This is a genomic window from Clostridium sp. E02 (genome assembly GCF_003833015.1).
Lineage (GTDB): Bacteria > Bacillota > Clostridia > Lachnospirales > Lachnospiraceae > Lacrimispora.
Map to the genome: position 1 here is coordinate 13,034 of NZ_RJLQ01000008.1, position 23,299 is coordinate 36,332.

At 38.5% G+C, this 23,299-nt stretch carries 31 protein-coding genes; 5 read left to right on the forward strand and 26 right to left on the reverse strand.

Annotated elements, in window-relative coordinates:
* Window positions 1-195: 195 nt before the first annotated feature.
* On the reverse strand, window positions 196-447 hold the full coding sequence (locus EFT72_RS07240; RefSeq protein ID WP_206426616.1) for a type II toxin-antitoxin system RelE/ParE family toxin: 252 nt from the start codon (window positions 445-447) through the stop codon (window positions 196-198).
* Window positions 447-662: a hypothetical protein gene (locus EFT72_RS07245; RefSeq protein WP_124066245.1), complete on the reverse strand. Its 216-nt coding sequence runs from the start codon at window positions 660-662 to the stop codon at window positions 447-449. The genes EFT72_RS07240 and EFT72_RS07245 overlap by 1 nt, the downstream gene beginning before the upstream one ends.
* A 546-nt stretch (window positions 663-1,208) precedes the next feature.
* Between EFT72_RS07245 and EFT72_RS07255 the strand changes: the two genes are divergently transcribed.
* The 4 genes from EFT72_RS07255 (at window position 1,209) to EFT72_RS07270 (ending at window position 3,451) form a co-directional block, all read left to right on the forward strand.
* Window positions 1,209-1,466 (forward strand): hypothetical protein, encoded by a 258-nt coding sequence (locus EFT72_RS07255; protein WP_124066247.1) that lies wholly within the window; start codon window positions 1,209-1,211, stop codon window positions 1,464-1,466.
* Window positions 1,467-1,791: 325 nt separating this feature from the next.
* Complete coding sequence (locus EFT72_RS07260; RefSeq protein ID WP_124066248.1) at window positions 1,792-1,998, forward strand: hypothetical protein; 207 nt, start codon at window positions 1,792-1,794, stop codon at window positions 1,996-1,998.
* Between the two features lie 70 nt (window positions 1,999-2,068).
* Window positions 2,069-3,067, forward strand: a complete 999-nt coding sequence (locus EFT72_RS07265) for an LPD29 domain-containing protein (RefSeq protein WP_124066249.1) — start codon at window positions 2,069-2,071, stop codon at window positions 3,065-3,067.
* A 72-nt stretch (window positions 3,068-3,139) separates the two neighbouring features.
* Entirely contained in the window at window positions 3,140-3,451 is a 312-nt protein-coding gene (locus EFT72_RS07270) for a hypothetical protein (RefSeq protein WP_243109970.1), read from the forward strand.
* A gap of 961 nt (window positions 3,452-4,412) precedes the next feature.
* Here EFT72_RS07270 and EFT72_RS07275 read toward each other — a convergent pair.
* Window positions 4,413-4,925 (reverse strand): hypothetical protein, encoded by a 513-nt coding sequence (locus EFT72_RS07275; RefSeq protein ID WP_124066250.1) that lies wholly within the window; start codon window positions 4,923-4,925, stop codon window positions 4,413-4,415.
* Between the two features lie 335 nt (window positions 4,926-5,260).
* Window positions 5,261-6,016 carry a DNA adenine methylase gene (locus EFT72_RS07280; RefSeq protein ID WP_124066251.1) on the reverse strand — a complete coding sequence of 252 codons (756 nt, stop codon included), beginning with the start codon at window positions 6,014-6,016 and terminating at the stop codon, window positions 5,261-5,263.
* Between the two features lie 180 nt (window positions 6,017-6,196).
* Between EFT72_RS07280 and EFT72_RS07285 the strand changes: the two genes are divergently transcribed.
* Window positions 6,197-7,447, forward strand: a complete 1,251-nt coding sequence (locus tag EFT72_RS07285; protein WP_124066252.1) for an ATP-binding protein — start codon at window positions 6,197-6,199, stop codon at window positions 7,445-7,447.
* A gap of 54 nt (window positions 7,448-7,501) precedes the next feature.
* Here EFT72_RS07285 and EFT72_RS07290 read toward each other — a convergent pair whose 3' ends face one another.
* From EFT72_RS07290 to EFT72_RS07390, 22 genes are all read right to left on the reverse strand, one after another.
* The gene (locus EFT72_RS07290; RefSeq protein WP_124066253.1) at window positions 7,502-7,867 is read right to left on the reverse strand and encodes a hypothetical protein; all 366 of its coding nucleotides are present in this window, start codon (window positions 7,865-7,867) and stop codon (window positions 7,502-7,504) included.
* Window positions 7,867-8,904 (reverse strand): tyrosine-type recombinase/integrase, encoded by a 1,038-nt coding sequence (locus EFT72_RS07295; protein WP_124066254.1) that lies wholly within the window; start codon window positions 8,902-8,904, stop codon window positions 7,867-7,869. The genes EFT72_RS07290 and EFT72_RS07295 overlap by 1 nt, the downstream gene beginning before the upstream one ends.
* Window positions 8,905-9,230: 326 nt before the next feature.
* Window positions 9,231-9,443 (reverse strand): hypothetical protein, encoded by a 213-nt coding sequence (locus tag EFT72_RS07300; protein WP_124066255.1) that lies wholly within the window; start codon window positions 9,441-9,443, stop codon window positions 9,231-9,233.
* Window positions 9,431-10,486: a phosphoadenosine phosphosulfate reductase family protein gene (locus EFT72_RS07305; protein ID WP_124066256.1), complete on the reverse strand. Its 1,056-nt coding sequence runs from the start codon at window positions 10,484-10,486 to the stop codon at window positions 9,431-9,433. Before EFT72_RS07305 ends, EFT72_RS07300 begins: the two co-directional genes overlap by 13 nt.
* Before the next feature lie 111 nt (window positions 10,487-10,597).
* On the reverse strand, window positions 10,598-10,849 hold the full coding sequence (locus EFT72_RS07310; RefSeq protein ID WP_124066257.1) for a hypothetical protein: 252 nt from the start codon (window positions 10,847-10,849) through the stop codon (window positions 10,598-10,600).
* A gap of 78 nt (window positions 10,850-10,927) precedes the next feature.
* Window positions 10,928-12,673: a DNA cytosine methyltransferase gene (locus EFT72_RS07315; RefSeq protein ID WP_124066258.1), complete on the reverse strand. Its 1,746-nt coding sequence runs from the start codon at window positions 12,671-12,673 to the stop codon at window positions 10,928-10,930.
* A gap of 59 nt (window positions 12,674-12,732) precedes the next feature.
* Window positions 12,733-13,137, reverse strand: a complete 405-nt coding sequence (locus tag EFT72_RS07320) for a hypothetical protein (protein ID WP_124066259.1) — start codon at window positions 13,135-13,137, stop codon at window positions 12,733-12,735.
* Window positions 13,124-13,279: a hypothetical protein gene (locus EFT72_RS19230; protein ID WP_164473108.1), complete on the reverse strand. Its 156-nt coding sequence runs from the start codon at window positions 13,277-13,279 to the stop codon at window positions 13,124-13,126. The genes EFT72_RS07320 and EFT72_RS19230 overlap by 14 nt, the downstream gene beginning before the upstream one ends.
* A gap of 171 nt (window positions 13,280-13,450) precedes the next feature.
* Entirely contained in the window at window positions 13,451-14,596 is a 1,146-nt protein-coding gene (locus tag EFT72_RS07325) for a hypothetical protein (RefSeq protein ID WP_124066260.1), read from the reverse strand.
* The gene (locus tag EFT72_RS07330; RefSeq protein WP_124066261.1) at window positions 14,593-15,411 is read right to left on the reverse strand and encodes a DNA adenine methylase; all 819 of its coding nucleotides are present in this window, start codon (window positions 15,409-15,411) and stop codon (window positions 14,593-14,595) included. Before EFT72_RS07330 ends, EFT72_RS07325 begins: the two co-directional genes overlap by 4 nt.
* A 98-nt stretch (window positions 15,412-15,509) precedes the next feature.
* Entirely contained in the window at window positions 15,510-16,250 is a 741-nt protein-coding gene (locus EFT72_RS07335) for a hypothetical protein (protein WP_124066262.1), read from the reverse strand.
* A 98-nt stretch (window positions 16,251-16,348) separates the two neighbouring features.
* Window positions 16,349-16,549, reverse strand: coding sequence for a hypothetical protein (locus EFT72_RS07340; protein ID WP_124066263.1), 201 nt, complete (start codon window positions 16,547-16,549; stop codon window positions 16,349-16,351).
* A gap of 244 nt (window positions 16,550-16,793) precedes the next feature.
* Window positions 16,794-17,006, reverse strand: a complete 213-nt coding sequence (locus EFT72_RS07345; RefSeq protein ID WP_124066264.1) for a hypothetical protein — start codon at window positions 17,004-17,006, stop codon at window positions 16,794-16,796.
* Window positions 17,007-17,282: 276 nt separating this feature from the next.
* A complete protein-coding gene (locus EFT72_RS07350) occupies window positions 17,283-17,546 on the reverse strand; it encodes a hypothetical protein (protein ID WP_124066265.1) in 264 nt (87 codons plus the stop codon).
* A 39-nt stretch (window positions 17,547-17,585) separates the two neighbouring features.
* The gene (locus EFT72_RS07355; protein ID WP_124066266.1) at window positions 17,586-18,011 is read right to left on the reverse strand and encodes a hypothetical protein; all 426 of its coding nucleotides are present in this window, start codon (window positions 18,009-18,011) and stop codon (window positions 17,586-17,588) included.
* 30 nt (window positions 18,012-18,041) lie between these two features.
* Window positions 18,042-18,362: a hypothetical protein gene (locus tag EFT72_RS07360; RefSeq protein ID WP_124066267.1), complete on the reverse strand. Its 321-nt coding sequence runs from the start codon at window positions 18,360-18,362 to the stop codon at window positions 18,042-18,044.
* Between the two features lie 17 nt (window positions 18,363-18,379).
* Window positions 18,380-20,416, reverse strand: coding sequence for an AAA family ATPase (locus EFT72_RS07365; protein WP_124066268.1), 2,037 nt, complete (start codon window positions 20,414-20,416; stop codon window positions 18,380-18,382).
* The gene (locus EFT72_RS19645; RefSeq protein WP_243109971.1) at window positions 20,407-21,159 is read right to left on the reverse strand and encodes a hypothetical protein; all 753 of its coding nucleotides are present in this window, start codon (window positions 21,157-21,159) and stop codon (window positions 20,407-20,409) included. Before EFT72_RS19645 ends, EFT72_RS07365 begins: the two co-directional genes overlap by 10 nt.
* A complete protein-coding gene (locus tag EFT72_RS07375; RefSeq protein ID WP_124066269.1) occupies window positions 21,152-21,646 on the reverse strand; it encodes a hypothetical protein in 495 nt (164 codons plus the stop codon). Before EFT72_RS07375 ends, EFT72_RS19645 begins: the two co-directional genes overlap by 8 nt.
* Window positions 21,647-21,709: 63 nt before the next feature.
* The gene (locus tag EFT72_RS07380) at window positions 21,710-22,456 is read right to left on the reverse strand and encodes a hypothetical protein (protein WP_124066270.1); all 747 of its coding nucleotides are present in this window, start codon (window positions 22,454-22,456) and stop codon (window positions 21,710-21,712) included.
* Window positions 22,453-22,839, reverse strand: coding sequence for a hypothetical protein (locus EFT72_RS07385; RefSeq protein WP_124066271.1), 387 nt, complete (start codon window positions 22,837-22,839; stop codon window positions 22,453-22,455). Before EFT72_RS07385 ends, EFT72_RS07380 begins: the two co-directional genes overlap by 4 nt.
* A 14-nt stretch (window positions 22,840-22,853) precedes the next feature.
* Window positions 22,854-23,294 (reverse strand): single-stranded DNA-binding protein, encoded by a 441-nt coding sequence (locus EFT72_RS07390; RefSeq protein ID WP_124066272.1) that lies wholly within the window; start codon window positions 23,292-23,294, stop codon window positions 22,854-22,856.
* Window positions 23,295-23,299 lie beyond the last annotated feature (5 nt).

Sequence of the window (23,299 nt, forward strand, 5' to 3'; positions counted from 1 at the left end):
ATTAGCATAAAATGATTTTCAAATCAACCCTTGACAAGAAATTTTGTTTGTGCTATTTGTATTATAACAGCCGCCGGCATGGCTGCCCCCAAACGGTATGCCGGAGAGGTTCAGCCTTGCAGATGATGCAGGGCTTTTCTTTTTGTCCGCCCATGGAGCATATAAAAAGAGCCAGCAACCGCCGGCCCTTTAGCGCTAATAATCGTTATATATTTCTCCTCTGTTTCCTGCGTCGATGACAATTACCACCAATTCCCCATTATCCACCGTGTAAATGATTCGGTAACTCCCAACCCTTAAGCGCATTTGTTCGCTATGCCCTTTTAGCTTCTTGATGTCCTCGCCGTTTGGAAGTTGTTCTATTGCCGCCACAACTCTTCTTTTCTCATTCATGGGGAGTTTATCAATAAACTTTTTAGCTTTCTTCTTGATGATGATTTGATACATCAATCAATCCCCCATTCTTCTTTGCATTCTTCCAAACTGTATGTTTTATCTTTTTCCGGATCAGGATCGTTAAGATAATTTTGATACATTCTTTCGCAGAAAGCAGTATCCGCTTCTTCATCTGCCGTTATGCCCTGGATATATGCCAGCACATAGCCCAATTTATACTCTGGGACCTGATTCAATAGCTCTATCGCCCTTTCTCTATTGTTCATGGCTTAATCTCCTTTCTTTTGACACCTCATTATATTCTATTGTCATGTAATAATCAATTCTATTATTGCGTAACTTCTATCTTATCCTTATACTCCATTATTTGCCCAGGTTGACATTTCAAGAGTTTACACAAATTACATATGACTTCACAAGTGACATTCTCATTTTTTACCAACTTATAAACAGTGGCACGATGGATTCCATTATCTATAAGCCACTGCTTTTTTAACCCCTTCCTGTCCATTAAATTCCAAAACTTTTCAAAATCTATAATTCCATTTTCTCCGTAATTTGCCACTATCTCACCGCTTTCTATTATCGTGTATCATTCTATGTTTAATAATATTCTAAAATCATGTAATTGTCAACATTCTATTATCATGTATGTTTTTAACAATATATCGCCTTCAATTACATTCTATTTTTGTGTAATATGCCAGTATTCTATTATCGTGTATTTTTCTATTGATTTTTATTCTATTAACGTGTAATATAATCACATAGCAAGCAACACAAATCAATTCAATTTGAAAGGTCGTAATAATATGAAGATTAAAAAGTTTGAATGCATTATTGATGACGGTGAGCACGTTTGGAAAGAATATATCCCCGCAACTAGCAAAAAAAAGCTTATGAACACCTGGAGAGGAAATGGAGACTTTATAAAGATTGAAGAGATTCCGGAATACTTGCCATCAGCATTATCAGTCAGAGAAACCCTTGAGAAAAGCGGCTATGGGAAAGCAGAATGTGATCTTGTCTATAGAATTCTTTATCAATATGTAGAGGGCACGGAAAATTAAATTAACTCAATTCCCACCCCGGAGGTCACGAGGGCAGAAAGGACCACACATGAAAATAGAACATAGAGTTGATAACTGGAATCAAAATAAAATCTGGATCTGCAAAATATCAAAATGTAACCACTATTACATAGGCCAGCAAGTCGGTTGCCTGAACTTCCGACCAGTAAGAGTTTCAAAGTCTCATTACATGTCGATCTTCTTCAATTCAAAATTTGCTTATTAGGCGGCCACTGCCGCCCTCTAATGTAGCCGGACAAGTTCTGCAGGTCACAAGCCCTGGTAAATGCAGAGTGGGGGAAAACAAAAAATCGGAGGTAACAGAATGATTAAATTAACCACAACTGAAATTGCATGGATTATTGGGGAACTTGATAGGAATGCAGCAATTAATACAAATGCTGCCGCGTCCCCTGAAGCAAGCAACATTGAAAAAGGGCTCTTAAATCTCAAAGCAGAGAACTTAACCAGTATGTCTAACAAGCTCCAAAAAGTCCTTGACAGTGGCGACAAACGAATTGCAATAATTTAATTTACTGGCGGCGGTCAAGCCGTAGCGTCAAAGCAACCGCCGGATTATCAAATTTTAGGAGGATAACATCATGACAACATATTTTAAGAATGTAAAGAATTTAGAGGATTTAAAGAATCAGTTCAAGGCATTAGCAAGGAAGAATCACCCGGACGCTGGCGGCGACCCGGAAGTTATGAAAGCCATCAATGGCGAGTATGACGCACTCTTTCCAATTTGGAAACACAAATACAATACAACCGCATCGGAACCCACGAAAGAGACCGCAGACAGCACCAGAAGCGAATTTTACACTGATTTTGGTTGGAAAGGCTCAAGGCATGATTGGAGCCGCTCCACGAAGGAAGTAGCTGCACTGATCCGTGCCTATGTTAAAGAAGTTTACCCGACTTACAAGTTTAGCGTCCGCTTCTCATCTGCTTCCATGTGTTCAGAAATCCATGTGGAGTTGAAAGAATCCCCTCACGGATTATTTAAAGGTATTGAGGATTTAAGCAAGGAGGACATCAGCAATATCCACAGAAAGCTTAGGGTAAATAACCTTTTTAATAAAGATTCTTGGTTTGACCACGAGTTAAAAGCGGCCATTCTTGAGGCTTGGGAGATATCCGATTTTTACAAGGTTTACAATGATCAAACCGCCGCTGTCATTGAGGACGTGAACCGGGAAGTGAATAGTTATAATTTTGAGGATTGCGACGCGCAGATTGATTATTTCCACGTTGATTTTTACTATTTCGGTTGCAAGGTATCAAATGATTTTAAAATCGTTACTAAGACAGCGAGAATCAAAAAAAAGGAATCTAAACTATCTAAGGCCAGCAAGACACCAGAACCGGCAGAAACGCAAGTCCTGGAACAGAAAGGCGGCTACACCTACAAAATAACCAAAGGTGAAGACAGCCGGGACGGCTCCGGGCTCTGGCTTGTGCGAATTACGGAGACTTTGGACAGGGCTGCATACCTCGAAGAAAGCAAGGCCATGAACGACCGTGGCGGCTATTATTCAAAATTCCGGAAAGCATTTATTTTCCGTACAGACCCAACAGAAACACTTCAAACGGCATAACAGGCAGGCAAGAGCGAAACCGGGGAGCATTTCCCCGGCTGTCATTTATCCAAGAAGAAAGGAAGCAAGCACATGAGAACACACGAGACAGCTGCCGTTAAAATGCTTCAGAAAATGGGCAAGGAGGTGTCAAGGACTATGAGATTTTGCACTACTGTAGGAGTTGCAGAAAAAATGGAACAATCCAAAGAGTTTAAGCAATTTGTACATCATTCGCTTTCCAGGCACCTTAGCGGAGACTGGGGAGGCATAAACGAGGAGGACGCAGGAATTAACAACACGGACCCGGAATACGCCCTAAGCGCCTACATGCTGGACGGCGTCAAAATCTGGATAAAGCGGGATAATGATATTATAACCGTGCTTTTCCCAGATGAATATTAAGCCAGACGGTGACGGTTAAGCCGTGGGCAGTTCAGTTCGCCGCCGTTCTTATTTCCCGGCCCCCAGGGATAAGGGGAGAATGAAAGTCAATGAAAAAGAAATATAAAGACTTCTACGGCTGTACCGCTACCATATCACACCGACCAGAGGACGCGCGTTTAATTGTGCGGCTTCAAACAGGGAAGAAAATTAAAGATTCAGTACATAAGAATTTCGCTGCTGCCAGATCTGCAATGTATCGCTGTTCAGACAGCTTTCATCAACTATAGGCCATTGGAGTACCACCGGTTCGATTCCGGTGGCGGCTATTAAGCACTTGTAAAAGGTCCGTACCTGTCTACTACCTGGAGCAAGCCGGCAACTCTCTACCCTACACCGCCCCGGTGACGTAATCCGGCGTTTAAAGCGGTTGCACGATAGCACCCAGCATATTATCAGGCAACGCACTATAAGCCACGGGGCAGGACGTGGACGGGCGCGGCTTGAGGTATGCAAAAATCAAAGTGAGGAGGTACAAGCCTATGTTAAATAGAGCTACGCAACGGGGGCCGCCACTCTGGCGGTTCTGGCATCTCTCTGAATCTACCCTTGAAGTCGCTACTTGTATATGGTATCATAGCACCAAATAGCATTTATATGGCCTCAACCCTCTAAATGCGATCAAGTTGACCCTGTGCCATTTTAATGCTCACTACTAGGCAAATAAAAAGCCCTGATTAAGTATTAAGTCATATGGCACCATCATTGTAGGAACGTTGGCCTTTCTGTGGCTAGGTTGGAAATTCTCAAATTATTGTACGAATCTGCACTGGATTTTCCTCAAAATATTAACACAATCTAAACCAGATTTTCAACGGTAATTTTTGCAATTTCAAAATGGACATTTCAGATTTCCATTTTCTAACCTGGGGGGTATCATTTTCTCTTACCTAATTTTCATGTGAAAAGAATATTCACATTTTTATTTTCTGCAATTGAAATATAAAGAAATAATTAGTACAAATGCAGGAATTAAGATAGTTATTCCTAATATTTTATTTGTAATGATAAATAGACATATAGATATTATAATTAATATACCGTAAATTAAATATTGTCTTAATGGCCGATCTTTTATTGGATTTCTATTTGATTCTTCTTTACAAAGTAATGATTCAATATATCTTGTATATTCATCCTTATTCATTAATAGATTCCCTTGCTCGGATATTACTTTAAATTTTAAAAGCAACGTTAAAATTTTACGAGCTTCTTCACGATTCAACTTATTAAACAAAAATTTCTCAACATCTTCTATTTTGATTTTTTCCACTTCGTTCTCAAAAGTAACATCCATAAGCTGCCTTATGTAAGGATTGATGTCACCATCAACAACTATCCCCTCTTTAAATGGCTTATATGGCCCATACCTTTGCTCATATAAGAAGCCCAATTCATCATATTCCCTTTTGCTTATCCCGATGAAATCAACCAACTTTATACCCCCAGTACTATACCATAAATTTTAATAATGTAACCGAATTTTACAATAAGGTGACTATTGATAATATTTTTTCTTGCATATGTGTAAATAAGAATCATCACTATATCTTAATCTTTCTATATCAATGAGATTCGTAATTGATAACCTCAGCGATCTAAAATTTCATTATTAAAAATAGTCTTTCCGAACTGCGGGATAATCTCATAACTTTCATATTCCATTTATCTATCCTCCTGTTTTTCTTTCATCATACAACAAAATTAAATAAAAGAAAACACCCATCGACCCAAAATCGACAGGCATTTTAAATGGATTTATATCAGGATCTATTCGTAATTCTTTATAATCAATTCTTTATATCTCCTGCTCCTACCCTTATTTACCAAATTATCCATTCTATCAACTTCAATAATGGTATATCCCTCATACAAATTCCTGATCCACTGGCAATCGTTATAAGACAAGATGAATTTACCCTTTATATTACCTAAACAGTTCCGAAGTCTTTCATGATCCTCTGGATTGAACCGATCTGGATAATACTTCTCTGCTTCGTAATATGGTGGATCCAGATAGAATAAACCATCTGGCCTGTCATATGTTTTTATCAATCGTTCAAAGCCCTGGTTCTCTATTACCACTCGATTTAACCGTCCTGACACCTCTTTTAGATAATCAACAGTTTTCTGCATATCTCTTGGACTTACTCTAAAAGATTTACAATCTGTACCAAAACTCTCCCTGATCAGGCAGAAGAACCGAGCGGCCCGTTGTATGTCCGTCATTCCTCTGATATTCCGGTTTAGCTCATCAAAAAATTGTTCCCGGGACATAAGCAGCCATTCCAGTTCCTTCTGCAGTGGTTCCGGGTGATATTTTACCACCCGGTACAGATTGATCAATTCCCCGTTGACATCGTTAAAAACTTCCAACGGAGCATGTTTATCTTTTGAAAACAATACCCAGCCGGCTCCGCCGAACACCTCAATATACCTGTTATAGGCAGCCTGATCCGGAAACTGTTCAAGTATCTGCTTTCGTAATAACTTCTTTCCACCAATCCAACTAATAAAACTGTTCATGCAATAAGCCTCCTTTATAATTCGGAGCATACCACATAAAATTACTGAAATTCTATGATATTATTTAATATTTATATATCAAATTAATCTGTAAATATATGCATATTATTGTTTACTCAACAATTTATTCGTTGTATACTCTTTAATATAAAAGTATTTCAATAGGGGGAGAATTTTACTTTGAATTTAATGCTGAGCTTTCTAAAAAACAAATTGCAAAAAAAGAAGAAATCAATATACTTACTAAATGATATATTTACACCAGCTTCTTCAGCCAAAATCTCATATATTGAAAGGAAAAGCATAGAAAACAGTCTTTCAAAAGCACTTGATATTAAAGGAAAACAAATTGTAATTTATGGCCACTCAGGTAGCGGAAAAACCACAATACTACAGCACGTCCTAAAAAGTAAGTCAGTTATAAAGATTACTTCAAGATGTATTTCAACAAGCACCATGGATTCCATTATCTTAGACGCATTTGACGAATTAAATCCATATTATATACAAAGTTTTTCTCTCAATGAAAAGGATACTCTAAAGAGTGAATTATCAGCAGACTATTTGGGAATAAAGAGTTCTATTAATGCATCATTAGAAGTAAGTACTTCTGAAACAAAAAATAGGATTCTTCCTCCACAGTTAACAATACAACGTTTAGGACAATTTATCGGTCAAGCAAGTGCAATTTGGATCATAGAAGATTTTCATAAAGTCGCTGATTCTGAAAAAACTAAGATATCGCAGACTATGAAGTTGTTTATGGATATGGCAGAAGATTATCCGAAGTTAAAAGTTGTAGTATTGGGTGCGGCTGAGCACGGCTCTGAGATAGTAGCGCATGATAGAGAATTAAGTAATAGAATAACTGAAATTCCGGTGCCTCTTCTAAAAGAATCAGAAATTGAGTTGATTCTTAGAAAAGGTTCGGAAGCTCTTAATATAAAATTTGAAGATAAACTAATAAAAGCAATAACGAATTATTCCAACTGCTTAGCAACTATTGCCCATCAATTAGCTTACAATCTTTGCTTTAATAACAATATACATGAGACACTCCGATCTTGCAAAACAATTTATTCAATTGATCTAGAACAAGCAGTAAATGATTTTTCTAATGAAAAACAAGATACATATGATCAATTATATAAAGCAATTACTGAACAAAAAAAGGGAGTTTATAAAAATGTTGAAATCATTCTAAAAAACTTAGCTCAGCTTAGCGAAGAATATATCACTCAAAGCGAATTATTAAAGGAAATACAAAAAGAACATCCTAATTATCCACAAGGTAACTTAAGCACATATGTTAAACAACTCGCTTCCGCAAAAGGCGAAGAAACATTAAGAAATAATTCTGGAAGAATCAGCTTTTCAGATCCTTTTTTTAAATCATATGTAAAAATGATTAACTATAAATATGATAGCTGAAATTATTAGCCTCGCATTCACTTTCCAAATTATGCGAGGCTAATAATAATTAAATCAATTATGCTCAATGATCTGAAACGCTTTATTGTGAATATTAAATATCTGCCTTACACTATACCCCATTATGTCTGCAATAGCCTCCCAACGATAACCTCTTATGTATCGATATTTCAATAATCGCTTCTCCTGTTCATCTTCCAGTGTTTCGATTTTATCATACAATTCCGAGCAAATCTTAACTTTCTGATAGCGAAAATAAATAACTTTCTGTTTCAATTCATTCAGAGCAGAGATATATCCCACTTCAAACCCGCTGGCAATAATTCCTTTCTGTATCTTCTGAATTTCTTCGTCAGCTTCAGCAATAGCAGCATTGAGTGCGACCAGATTTTTTAATTGATTTCTTGTTTTATATTCCATTACGCTATGCACCTCTCTCTTACGTTTCTTAATGTGTCAGGAGTTGATTGAGCATAATATGCCGCAGTCACAGACGGGCTTCCATGACCCATGATCTCCTGAATTGTTCCAATATCCACACCTTTGTTTTTGAGTGTCATTCCAAGCGTCTTACGGATCTTATGAGGATATACCCTACTTTTCACCATGGCGCGCTTTCCGATAGATTTAAGTATGCTCCTGATTCCGGAAGTGGTCATTTGATTGTGTGGAGCTTTACACTGAGGAAACATAAAGGGGCTATCATCATTCCGAGAATCAAGATACTTCCGGTAATAATACCTGGCATCATCATCTAAGAATATCGGCCGGTATTTGTCGCTCTTCTCACCCAAGATCATGATATCGCCAGTATTCCAATCTATCTGGTCAAGGGTTATCTCTACCAGCTCCCCGACTCTGGCACCGGTGCTGCGCAGTACCTCTATTAAAGCACGCTCCCGGTAACTCTTGCAGGCGTCTTTCATTTTAGTCATCTCTTCAGGCTTAAAATAATCAATGGGCTTTTTAATGGCTTTGAGCGGATCCGTTGCCTCGACTGGATTTTCTCCAATCAATTTTTCTTTTCTCATCCATGTAAAGAAAGCAGAGAGGAAACGCCTTTCATTATTGACTGTTACAGCCTGATTTTTCTTGCCTCCGACATTGATATTCCGCTTTTCGTACCAGGAAAGGTAATAGCTGATATCGGATTCCTCTATCCTGTCCAATGGTTTATCGATCAGGGTGATCAGGCGTTTAACTGAACTAAGATATGCTTGTTTAGTGTTATCCTTGATTTTCTTTTTCACAATAAAAAGCTGAACAATGTACTTATTCTTCTGATCCGTATCATTCTGGTACTCTACAGGAAGAGTGGTTATTTCCTCCATATTGACATTGACAAATTCCTTTATGATTGTCTGGTGAAGAATTTCTAAAACATCCTTAGCCACATGCTCTGCCATGGCAACTATGATATTATTAATAACCTGTGCTTTTATGGTCTGCCCATTCATTATATGTAAGCTCCTTTTCTTTAAATTTCAGTTGCTTAAGGAGATAATTTATTTTATAATATCCTTAAGCGTGAAGTGGTAGAAGAACTTTGGTCGGGGACTCTGCCGCTTATTTATTGACTTTAGTTCGAATGTATGTTCTTTTTGAGCTATTTTTTTACCGGGGTCTATGCCCCGGCTTTTTACCTTTAATAATTGGTAAATTTTTACATCCATTTACCAAAAATATATTGCTATAATATAATTGCGTATATATCTTTTGTATATTTATATATGTAATTTTCATACTCGTACCGGCAGGGGAAACCTTGCCGGTACCCCCGAACTTATTTCTCAAAAGATTCTAGTTCTTCAATCTTCTGGAATAGATCCATTTCTTTATAATTCTTTTTAGGATACTGCTGATATGTAACCTTTGACTGTTTCCCTGCCACATACTGGTTGTAATAATGCTTAGCCAGTTCTAACGGAATATCCCTATGCTTTCCAGTTAACGTGCACTTACTTTTATCACTATAAACAATTTTTATTTTCCACATAGTCCTTTCCTTTCTACATTCAGGTAATCTGCAAAATTCATCTGTCCCACTGATTCCCAAGTTTCATACGGTATGCCAAGATAATCCAAGGGCACGCCCATGCCAAGTCCGCCATTTTCCAATGACTTAAAACATAAACGGTAATAGCCCGGGTGAGTGACTGCCATTCTTTGAAATCGGTTTGGCTCCGGTTCCAAATGAGCCCCAAATGCGCAAAACATACAACCTGTCCTCTGCTCACCTGAGAGATAATATTGACCACAGGGAGATCTCTTGATATCACCGTAAACGGAGCATATTTCCAAATCATTTTCAATAACATACCGCAATACATCTTGCTTTGTCCAGAATCCCATGGGCTGGCTTTTAATCGTTTTTCCGTCATACACATTGCAGCCTGTGTGTGAATAAAGGCGAGCCCTCACAAATCCCTCGTCTTGCGTTGTTCCAATGAACGGAACTCTCCCCGTTTCTCTTGTATATTTAATGAAAGGTTTCTTTTTCATCACGTCACAACATTTTTCAGAAGTATCAAAAGGTGCATTTAGAAGGCATCTCCATTTTTTCGGAAGAACTCCAAAAGAGCCTCTCTCATCACCATTCAGTAAATAATTCCGGTATCTATCTGATAAATCCCCGTGTCGTAGCTTCCTGATCTTCATAGCAGTTTCCTTGCTTACCAATGGATATCCTTCGCTTAAAACAACATCCCGGTATGTAATGCGCGCTCCCTTTTTATCCCGAGGTTCTATTTCCTTAAAATCACCATGTGCTTTTCTAGCAAAACGGACGATTTCAGGAAACTCCAAGCCAGTATTTGAAAACACGGCCGGGACATCTTCACCCAATGTCTTGCGGATCAGGTGAAGTAATACAGTACTATCCAGTCCTCCTGAATAACTAAGATATACTTGACCTCCCCAGTTATCATACCATTCCTGGATTCTGGTCTTTGTCAGCTGTAACTTTGTTTCCCACGGCAGATATTTTCTCTGAGAAAATTGCCACTCATTAAGTTTTAAATCATCTTCTTTTATAAACATATACGAAAGGAGCCGTCATGACTTTGCCCTGCAGGAGCTCCGACCTCCTTTCATTTTTTTGTAACAAAAAACCAACTACCGAATATTGATAGTTGGCAAAAATCAAATATTTTAAATGTGACTATTGTACATCGTTTCCGACAATTCTGTAGCTGTTCCTATTTTACCGCTTTGAATTTTACTTAACAATTCATTTATCATTTTTCTTAATTGTTCAATATTGGTTGCAAGATATCCGTCCATCTGCGCTCTGCTTAGTTCGTAAATCCGTCCTGCCTCTAATTGATTTAGCTTGTTACTGATTTCGTTCAATTCATGAAGATATTCTTCTGTAATCTTATAATCCAATTTTTTATCGCTCATATAAAAAACCTCCATTATTTATGATACCAAAATTATACCACCCCAACTATCAATATTCAATTATCAAAGATCAGTAGATCAAGCAAATCTAAGCTGTTCCTGGCTATCATCAATCCTCATGTTCGGCATTCGTTCGCCGATTTTCAGATGGGAACAATTCGCCGTAACCAATGCTTCTGCCACAGTGGGGACAACACTGTTTCCAATGCGGGCCACCTGTTCAGATACCGGGTACTTTTTCCCTTCATAGTCATGATCAATGATGTAATCCTCCGGGAAGCCCTGGCCCAGTTTCAATTCCGGTTCAGCTTTAAGCATTCGTAGAAAGATATCCAGAATTACATATTCATTACCAAGGACCGTAACCAAGGCAAATCGATCTTTTGTCACAATTGTATGAAGCGGTTCCTCCAAACCCACGCCAGATACATCACAGCCATAGTACTTAATAATAAACTGACTAACCCAGGTACATTTCTGCGCCGTTTCTTCATCAACACCATTCCTTAGCAGTTCTTCCTTGCTGATTGCAAGAACGCTGACCTTTCCAAAATGTCCAGGGCTAGTTGTAATCGTATGTATTGGTTCCCACAAAGACTGGCCTGTTCCCGTTTTATAAAATTTCGTAAGGAAAGCTGCTACAAGACCATAACGGTTACTGGTATCCAGTGTCATAATTGGTTCATCAACCGACTGCCCTCTGACATCGGACTTTGTTGTTTCGGAATGATACTGAATCAAAAGTGGTGCAACCACATGATTATGGTCAACCGTTGTAATTGTGTGTAATGGATCATTCATACCACTACCTGATCCTTTGTAATTACCCCCATAAGATTTTTCTATGAAAGGTGCGATAACCGGTGAAATCAGGCAATGTTCATTTTTAGTGACAACTGTACTCATAGGATCTTCTACGGATCTATTCCGATCTGAACAAAATCCCGTCTGCCCAATCTGCATAATGTACGGCGTCACCGTTCCAAAGCCATGCTTCTGCGTTATGGTGGGCATTGGCTCATGAATGCTCTGCCCACGGAAGTTGTCTCCCCCATGGTTCACCTGAACAATAAACGGTTCTGGGCAGTTGAAAACAAATTTATCCAATCCCCTGGCGATCCGGTTCATTGTCTTGTCTGCCAGTGGCTTTTTTCTGCCAAAGATAGACTTTCCTAAATCTGTTAAGTCCAAATATTTCCAAATAGGCTCCCACTTCTTTAATTCACCAGTACAGTATTTGTTATGTGTCGGCTCCGGCCAGACAATCGACTTGCCATCTCTGCGAAAGACTGCATACCATCGTTTTCTTGTGGTAGGTGCTCCGTAATCGGCTGCTATTAATATTTTTATTTCGATTTTTGTATATCCAAGTAAATACATCTTCTTTAAAAATTTCTTGTATTCTTTCCCCTGTTTCTTTCGTATTGGATATCCTTTTTTATTTAATGGCCCCCATCGCCTTATTTCCTCAACATTTTCCATTATTATTACATCTGGACGAATTTCTCTAGCATGTTTATGTACAGCCCAGGGAAGAATTCTCAAACCTTTCTCCCGCGGCTTGCCTCCTTTCGCTTTACTATGGCTGGTGCAATCCGGACTTGCCCACATCAAGGCTACATGACGGCCTTTTACGTATTTCTGCAAGTCTACCTTGAAGATATCCTCTGTTAAATGTAACGTATCAGGGTGATTCGTTTTGTGCATCCTGATGGCCTGCGGATCGTGATTAATAGCAATATCCACTGGCCTCCCCAATGCCATTTCAATTCCAACGCTCGCCCCGCCCCCTCCGGCAAAGCAATCTATTATTAAATCTCTCATTTTTTTAAGAAGCCCGGTATACCCTTACCCCTGCAGGAGGCTGGCTCCTTTCCTTATATTTACTTTCCTGTTCTCCAAATCCGCTCTAGTTCTTCCAGCGTTGCATGGATCAGGAGATTGGTTATAAAACTGCAATTGCCATATTCTTTGGACATGGCCCCGATCATATCAACAAGGCCATTCCAATATTCATCTGAATCAATCGGTTCGTTGTACTTTTTAAACAACTTCCATGCCCCGGTAAAACATTCCTCATACTGCTTGTCCTGTAGAGGAAAGCCCCCGGATTTAATTCGTTTTATTTCCTGCCAGACAACCAAACAGAATAACCGGTTCATAATAGGATTCTCGTGTTTCTTTACCATCTGCACCACATGTTCCGAATTGACCATCTGACGATTCTTCATAAGTTTCCAAGCGTCCGTATAAGCAGACCAATATTTCCTAAGTTCACCTACGTTCATATTCTACCGCCTTTATACTTCGTTCACAGGAGAAACAGCTCTCATCACCAAATCTTCCATCATAATGCCTGCAGGTACCGCAGTTCTTCCCAGACAACCATGTTATTATCTTCCGTAAAAACATATGTAAATCATATTTCATTTCTTTGCCTCCGTTCCTGATCAGGTAAAGCAATCGCTGAAAAACGGAATAAAGAACGCCCATAAACACAATGAATTCTTTGTGTAATAGATTCCGACTAATACCGCAACTGCAACACTTACCCATTTAACCCAATTCTTCAAATTTATTCTCCTTTCCTTTGTTCCGCTTTTAGTTGTCTAATATCGCCATCTTCCTTAGATACTGCTTTTTTCTCGCTTCCCGACAAGATTGGCAATACAAATTTTGTTTACGTTCCAGAAATTCCTTACCACAACGCTTACAGTATTGCGGTTTGATCCGCTGAAAGGATAAGCAGCTGTCACAGTCTGTTTCGCCAACTGTACAATATCCTTCCCAAGACTGACATATATCTCTCTGCCAATAGTCGCTTTCATCAAAGCATTGCTTATATTTATTCCGGATTATTGCCGCCAACCTGCTTACGAGTTCCTTTGTCTGATTCCGTTCTTCCTGACTCATCAGCAGGTAATGCTTGACCTTGCGCTCCGGACGGCCAGCTCCCCACGCTCCGGATCCAATCATGGCACGCACCTTGTCCAGATTCTCAGTCAGATACATCTGGTATACACGACCACGTATTGCTTTTACCGATTTACTCAAAACTTCGGACATTTGTTCGTATTTTTTCCCCGACACAATCAGATGACCAAGCAATTCAAATTCTTTATCGGTCCAATTCACATGATTGTCGACTTTCACAGGCCGGTCTAAGACTTGTAAATCTGTCAGCCTCCGTTGAATTGCACCTTCGGTTCTCCGAATTAATTTGGAAAGCTCCCTGTATCCATATTTTTGCTTTTTAACCAGCATAATCAATCTTGAATCCTCTGATGCCGTCCACGGTGTATTTTTAATTTGTCTTCGGTTTGAACAATCCAGTCTACGTTTTTCAGATACCCATTCCGGCTCTTCACCTAATGTCAGCAGTTCAAAATTCGAGAAGTCCAGAAACGTCTGATTTTTCTCCGCCCATTCCCAGAACTCTTCCAAATAAACCACCTTAAAAGAATTATTCTTAACTCGTTTTATATGTAAGGGAAAACCTCTATTCTTTACCCATGAAATCATTTTATATCCGCTTCCTGATGTTCCCATACCCAATGCAATCTGCAACTGATTCCAAGTAATATAATCCCCCGATTCAAGAAAAGCACCTAAACCTAGTCGCTGGCTTTTTAAAATAACAGCAGTTTCGGATCTGTTCAGATTTTTGGCAATTCCCTTTACTGATATAGTGCCCCATTTTTCTTCTAGGTAGGATTCATCTTCATGAGACCAAGTTTTTTTCATCATAGAGCCTCCTGACAGAAGTCCGTAATATTCATCTGCCCTGCAGGCTCAAAATTCATCCACAAAATTTCTCTTTTCTTACTGCTTACCTGCGAATAGCATGTTGTTTCTTCCCTGTACCAGCCCTGTAAGCGGTCATTATATAATTTACTATCATATCCGCTTAGAAGCACAGGGCCTTTATGAGCCTGTAATACATCTATCAAGTCATGATGTTGTTTATCTTCTGCCATTTCGTAACGATATTGCTTACCATGCCTTTCACTCAGCACATATGGAGGATCAGCATAAATCAATACTTTCGGATTATTAAACCGTTCTATCAATTCTACGGCTGGACGGTTTTCAATCTGTACCCCTCTGATCCGTTCGGCGGCTTGCATTATCTTTTCCGGTAATATGCACCAGTCTGATGCAGCATAAGCCTTTTCACGTCCCTGTACGTCATTCTTCCAGCCTACTTTTTCGCCAGTAGTTCGCAATCCGCGACCCATGTTGAGCCTTATGTAGAAATTAACTGCCTTACCAAAACTGTCCTCTGGTACCGTTTTAAAGGCATCATCATAAATTTGTCTAGCGTAAGGAGTTAAATATATTTCTCTGGCCAGTCGTTCCGGGTCCTTTCGAATCCAGTCGAAAAGATTTACCACATTCCCGTCCAGATCATTCACCGTTTCAATGTTTGACCTGGGTTTATTGAACAATACGGCTCCACTTCCCAAAAATGCTTCTAAATAACTATGATGTTCCGGGAAGTAACTTATAATCCAGTCTGCAATACTCCATTTACTTCCCGGATATTTCATTACTGCTTTCATCTTCCTTGGATCTTCCCTCCTCACTTTTTCGCAACAAAAAACCAACTACCGAATATTGATAGTTGGTTTCATGTATCAGTTATAATTTTCAAGCTTGGCTATCCAGCCTTTTCCACATTCCATATACCATCATTACTATCTCCCAAAATTGTTGCTTTATAGTAATGTGTTTTCCCAGTTACATCGTCACATTGAAATTTCCATACAAAATTAATATTTTTTAACGTGCTCAATATTTCGACTCCATTACTGTCTGTTGTTTTTTCGTATATTGCTGCATTATTAAATGACACCTCTGTTTCATCACCTGAAAGAAGAAAATTTTTTTTACATTTTACTGTATTAGATTCTGTAAGATACTTAGATTCATTATAAACTTCAAACGAGACTGATTTTATCACAGAAGTCGGATTAGTAGAAATATTTTTTAATTTTGCATGCATATTCATATAATTCCCGTTATTCCATGTATTAATTAACTCAAATTTTGGAATATATATGCGTTCGTTTTGTTCTTCTCTTTTGTACTGTTGTTCCGCCATTGCCATACTTTTCTTTTGTAATTCAATTACTAGAGCATTCACTTCATCTGTCTTTTTTTGAGCTCTGTAGTTTTGATATACTGTTATGATCCCTAAAGACAATGTTCCTATAAATGTTAATACAGAACCATAATATCCCAATATATTATCTCGATTATATTTTACATAAAGAAAATCGCCCGGAATATCATATATCTTGTTAAGTATTACAGGAATTATAATAGTTAAAAAAAACATAACGATAACACTTAATACAAAACCTACTATCACAAATATTTTCTTGTATCTTTTAAACATATTTGTTCCTCATTTTCATATAGTATACAGTATATCATAATACATATTTTACCAACTATCAATATTCAATTATCAAGGAACAATAAATCCTTTAAATTTCAGTTTAACTTTCTGATTGACATGTAGCTGTTATATTCAAACATGCCGTTTTTATCGTTATGTAAGCAGAATTTTATGTCTTTTTCAAGTTTCACAATATCAATACTTTCAATCATTCCAACAGCCATCATAAAAGCATTAATTGCATCTTCTTCTTTTTCGAATTGGCAACAAATGCTATTCGCAAAAACTTCATACATGATATTTACCTCCTTAAAATCCTAATTTTCTTAATGACTTCTTGGATAATTAAAAGTTTGTTGAGCTGCCTGTTTCGACTTTTTTTCATATTTGGCATCTCTTTTTAAATTTTCAACCTCTCTATTTAGGAGGCTTAAGTTTTCTAGTATAGTCTGTAAACAGCCTCTTGAAATAAACATTCTCTCTCATCTCTCTTTCTCCCTCCGGCCCCGATCGACCGGAAGGTCATGTAATATATGGCGTTTATCCTCTGCAAATTTTAAACGCATCTTCCAGTGTCTTTACCGATTGAGGGAAGCCCATTATAAAGAATCCGCCTATTTCCGTTACCTCAATATCTGTAAAATCTGCAATAAATTGGGCAGGCCAAGCTGTATCGTAAATCTTTCTGGCTCCACTACTATCTGCATATAAAAATCTTATGAAAGGGATTTTCGTTGCTTCCTGCTGATCCATAACGTTTTCCTCCTGTCTACTCCGTCAAATTGTGGTTTGGTCAACATCCAGATACTTCCTGTATTATTATTTTCCATTACACACACCATATTTTTGAGGTGATATGATGAAAAACAATTTATCTAAATTACTCTTTAAAAGTACCAGTACCAGATGTTACTTTATAACACTCCCAATATGGTTGCAGGTAATATTGCACGAAAATCATTCATACATTGATACCGCTGCACAATTGCACCATGTTGCCGGGATATTATTACAGCAAAAAGCAATGGTTTAACAGTGTTTAATTTTCTTTCCACAATTCAAGCAGAATTTCAAATTATATTCTTCCAGAAGCTCCGAATTAAATTCATATCCGCAATCCGGGCATTTTCCGAATGCCCCATCATTTACTGGCTGGGCTGGAATCTGTTTTTCCAAAGCACTGATAGCCATTTCAAGGGCTATCTTCTCGTTTACTGCATTTATTCCCGGTCTTTTTATGGACAAACCAAATCTCATGTTTACAAGGGTTCTTTCTGCTAAATATTCTGTCATGTCTATGCTCCTCTCTGTCCTGATTTATTAAAAACCTAATTAAAATTCAGCTACGATGTCCCTACTATTATCCAGATAGATCAATTCATAATACGGATGACAATTCTCTTTATGGCAGGTTCCGTCAAAGCAGATATCCAGATTCATGCTGTCATTTGAACCAACAATTATTCCTTTAATATTTCCTCTGCTTCTGGATTTTAAAATCACCTTCATTCCCATAAAAGCAAATGGTATTTTGCGATACTCCTTAATTCGCTCGAACTGTTCTATATCTCCAAATAAATCGCATGGTCTGAATTTATGGATCAGCTTTATGCTTTTTACAAATCGCAAAAACTCAGCAAAACTATCAAATAAATCACCCATTTCTAAGTAGGAATTATACTTAGCCTTTCCCGGCGTTTCACCACAAGCGGTTACCGGTCTATCATATCTTGATAAAGTAATCAAATATGTATTCATATTACCCTTTCTGCCTAAACAAGTTATGTATCAACCTTTAAATGGCTCTGCAACTTCCCGCCATGCCAATACTTGATAATAGTGAATCTTCTGAAACCATTGACTCTTCCAATTACCTGATACATAAACCATTCGGATATTCTGTACAACACCAGGTGAAATACCCTTAAATCCAGGCAAGGTTATCACTGTAGCTTCATATTCCCCGTAATATTTAGGCTGCCTTTCCTTAATCGGAACCCACCTTAAAGATTCAAGCACATCATCAAGAAGCCAGACTGTTCTTAACAATTCATCTTTGGTCATAGCCGCACGTTCCTCTCGTGTTGGCTTTAGAGTACTTAATGTCATAATTACCATCCCCTTTCCTAAAAAGGAATTTCGCTCTGCTCCACATTGTAAAATCCATCATTTGATTTATTCCAACTATAGATTTTATTTTCCGAAGGAAAGTTTTTAAGCCGCTTGGTTTCCTGCTCATAATACAGCGGTATGAAATAATCCATTGTGCCGCCGTCACGATCCTTTGCAATCTCGATTACATTGGTAGCTTCATATAACGGGTTATTGTCATTCCAGCCAAACATCTGCTTACCAAGCCTTTTAAAGTCATTATTAACTCTGTGAACTATCAAGGCATTGTCAACAGCATTTCCCAGATCCGCAGTACCGGAGATATCGTCAAGCCGGAGGAATCCCATAGCCTTTCTTGGGTGTGCTACAAATAGCACATGAACATTATGCTTCTTTGCGATCCGCTGCATATCAAGAATGAAGGCCGTCTGTGCTTCAAATTTGTTATCTGACAAGCAAAGAATATTGAACGCCATCAGGTTATCCAGAATCAACAAGTCCAGTTTCTTTTCTTCAATGGCTTTCTCAAATTGCTCTGCTACCGCCCGATAGTCGTTACCATAATCGTTGTTGTACAAGAAAAAACGTTGTCCCAACCATTCTGCTATCTGCTCTTTATATTTTCGCGAGACATTGTAATATCCTTCAAACTGCGTAGGCTCCGTATACCCTCTTCCGGCTGCCTGCAGGTCCATCCACCTCATGAAATTTTTTGGAGCCAATTCCCCTGAGAAGATTCCCACATTGTTTTCAGACTCTACCGCATCCAAAGTCATCTCAGAAATAACACTTGACTTTCCGGAAGCTCTTAAACCAGACATAACAGTTACATATCCTTTTTTCAATCCCCTCAGCTTCTTGTCAATATCAGCGATTCCACTTTTAACAAAACGTTCCTCCGGCACTTGGAGATCCAGTATATTCCTCGCAGTGTAGAATACCGGATTCCCCTGGACCGGAACTATGCTCTGAATTGGCCTCTGCTGTACTGGTAATCTTGAATAGATTTTTCGCTCATACTCCTGCTGCCGCTTTTCATAAGCATCTGGCTCAAATAACTTTCTCACGTCCTGCCATGTCTTATCCGAACAGGAATTATGAAAACAATGAAATCCAATAGCACCGGAACGGGCCTGAAAGATACAGGCATCTTTGCCCTTGTGGTTGCCATCAAACGGACACTCGTCCAAAATGTATTTAGTTCCATCACTGTAGCCGGCTTTTCTGTACCTGACATTGTACCGTTGCAGCCACTCTTCCAAGTCAAAATCTCTGGGACTGTAATTGTTATATTTCTGCGGCTTTTCCTGCTTTTCCGGTATCATGGACACTAACTTTTCCAGATAAATTTTGTCCGTGGGATTCTCACTCCCCACTGAAATCAATCGACTGAGCCTATGTGGATTCTGTTCGGTATTGCTACCTTTTCGAGCCATTGTCCCATAAAGTTTGCATATTCTGGAAGGATTAAAGTTGGTGGTATCAATTTTTAATTCATAATCACTGAAGAACATATCCAAAGCCGACAAACATTTTTTAACCAGTGCTTTGTTTTCCTCGTTATTGGCAATTTGTATCCGGTAAAGTAAATGAATACCATTTCCGCTCATTGCCGTTACTGGATCATTAAAACCAATATTCTTCATGAACACATAAATCTGATTGCCACGTTCCTTCGCTTTCTGTAACTGTTCTTCAGAACTGGAAACTCCAGCTGGACGCTGAGGGTCCACATCAATGAACAACCATTTATATCCCACGATATCATTGTCATTAGTTGTATTCTTAGCATTCATGACGAACTTTTCTCGCTGCTCCCGTGAATAACAATCTTCTTTTACCTTGCCCAGGGTTATGTAAATATTGCTGTCTGTAGAATTTAATCTGCAAAGCTGTTCAATTAAGTTTTCAGGGGATTTAAAATATCCACTATAAACTTTCCGGCCATTCGCTTCTAGGCACCGAACTTCAAACAATTCTCCATCTGGTTTTATAGTATTTATTGTTTTACGAATTTCGTCTGGTTTAAATAGCTTTTGACTTACTGCCATGTTTCTCCCTCCACAACTTCATCTTGTGACGATTCTTCAGGATAATTACAATCCAAGTAATCAACATATCCAGAATTAAAGAATGTGCTCCCATTCTGCGGTTTCCGCCAAGTATCTTTCTCCAAGTCAGCCTTGTAGCGATTAATGGCTCTTTCCATTTGGTCATAACCGATATCAAGTATACGCTTTTTTGCAGTATTAGACACTTGCCCTTTTCCACGCTTTAATGGGTATATCATCCACAAATTTTCAAACAGTGCATGGGCTTCCTGCACAATGTTCTTTTCTTTACTACTCTTCTCTTCTCTATTCTTATCTGTGTCACCGGACGGTATACCTTGGTTTCTGACCGGTATCATATCGGTATCATTGTGGTTGTCCTTTGGTATACCAGACTCTCCTTTTAAGGAATAAGAACCATTCTCCTTTACATCAAGCATAGCCATTTCTTCGCCGTATAATGTTTCCGTATAGCGATCTTTTCGAAGGTAATTATTTATTCGCCAATGCTTAATCACACAAATTCCATCAGGGAATTGAATAATAAAACGTTTCATCAAAAGCAAATCATAATCATTTTGTGTAGCACTTATATTCCTCATAATCTTTTTAGCATTATTCAAAAAACCATCGTCATCGGCTCGCATTGATAAATGAAAATATAAAGCTTGTGTTGATAAAGGCATATCCAAAAAAGCATCACTATCTATTATTTTCACAGAAAACATTCTTTTTTCAGCCATCTTTACACCCCAATTCTGTCACATTCTTAGCCTTTTTCCTGGCTCTATATGCCCTACGTTTCCGGTTAATCTCTTCTTTATTTTCAGCATATTGCTTACGTCGCTTTTCCAAAATCAAAGATTTGTTCTCATCGTATTTTTCTCTTTCTTTTGCCAAGATTTTCTCACGATTAGTATAATAATATTGCCTGTCTTTTGACCTTTTAATATCAGCATAACCAGGGGAATAATTTCTCTGATATTCAGAGTAATAAGTCTTATATTTTTTTCTATATTCTTTGTTGTACTGACATATTTTTTCTTTATGTTCCTGTTTGTATTTACGATTGTATATATCATATTTTTCAAGCCCAGCTAAAAGTCTAGCATGCCTATCAACGATCATGAGTACATCAATATCATCCTGACCAATCAGATCACTATGCTTACACTCAGAATAAGGACAATTCAACTGACATTGTATCGTTGGAACAACTGGACAAAACATATCAAAAGCACCACCTGTCAAATCTTATTTGCTGACCGGAAATAGAAGCTCCGGCCAGCTGCTTTAATTACGTATAGGGGAAACCCCTAACAACTCCAAGATCTTTGTCCCGGACTCTTCCGGCCTGCAAAAAAGGAACTTGCAACCATATTTCAAATCCATAGTCAGGCAGGCTTTTGCCAACCATTCCCCGGTAGCTGCATGGGGATATTTCTGGACCTTTTTATACCGGAGCTTTCCGTTCTTCCAAAATCCAATCATCTGATTACTGTTGACCAAAATATCAAGCCTGGGATTGTGCCAGATGGATAGATCATCTATGCAAGTTACCTTGTCCTCGTTTTCAACCAGTATGTAAAGCAGTATTCCACTATTCTGCGCCCGTTTAAGTCCCCGATGAAAGAATCCGTGTCTTTTAACGTAAAGAGCCTGTAATGATGATATTACGCTTTCAGATACTGCGTGCTTATAACAGATCCCATTGATTTCTTTTTCTGCAAATCGATCAGTATCATCGTCACAAATTGCATGAAAGACTTCATCTGCAAAGTTAAGAGAAATACATTCCTTTTCAAAGACTTCATTTATCTTTTCTGCAACTTCTTTTTTTGGCATTTGCTTAACCTGGATATCTCCGATGAGCTCCGCAATATCTTTTTTAGTATCTATGCAAACACTCTGGTTCGCTGGAAGCGTATAATCTCCGCAATACAAGGCAGTTCTGTTATAATGCACTCCAACACTCTGAAAGTATACGTGCTTTGCTTCATGTTTCTTCTCCTGCTGTCTGGTATCCTCCAGAATCATCAAACAGAAACACCTCCCCGCGGATAATAGGTGCGCTCACTTTCAAGCCATTCCTCTTCTTTTTTCTGATCTTTAACCATGCTACGTAATTTATCAATGAAGGGTTTATTGGCCTTGTCAGTATAGAATTTTGCGACTCGCTCAAGTTCAAGAGATCTGTCCTTTGCAGCTCTGCGTCTGTTCCGGCTGATATGCCAACGAGTAGTTATTTTGTTACGCTCTTTGCAGTTATTCTCGAATTCAATAGAATGAAGAAAATCCTGTACTTTTTTATCTTCTGCGAACATTTCTGTACATGCTGCCTGATATTCTTTCTGGCAGATAGACAGATAATCAAGAAAATCTTTTATTAATTCCGAAGGCTTCGGTTCACTTTTCTTTTTCACATACAGCACCTCCCTTAATTAAACGGTAGTCCCTCATCTTCGACTCCATCCGGAATATTCATAAATCCGTCTCCAATGGAGCTGGATACATCTGGTGTACTTGCGGGTCGTTCTCCTCCAGAAGAAGTATTCTTACTATCAGCAAATTCCTGTTCTTCAACAATAATATCTGTCGTATAAACCTTTACGCCATCTTTATTTGTATAATTACCGGTCTGAATTCTGCCAGAAACAAGCACTCTCATACCCTGACGAAAATACTTCTCTGTGAATTCTCCGCCCTTATCAAATGCAACACAGTTGATAAAATCCGCTGTCTGCCCATTATCCTGCCCTTTTCGTTTTCTACGATCTATCGCAAGAGTATATCTAGCTATTGCCATAGCACACTCACCCTGGGAATATCTTACTTCTGGATCACGAGTCAATCTCCCCATTAGGATAACTCTGTTCATGTTTG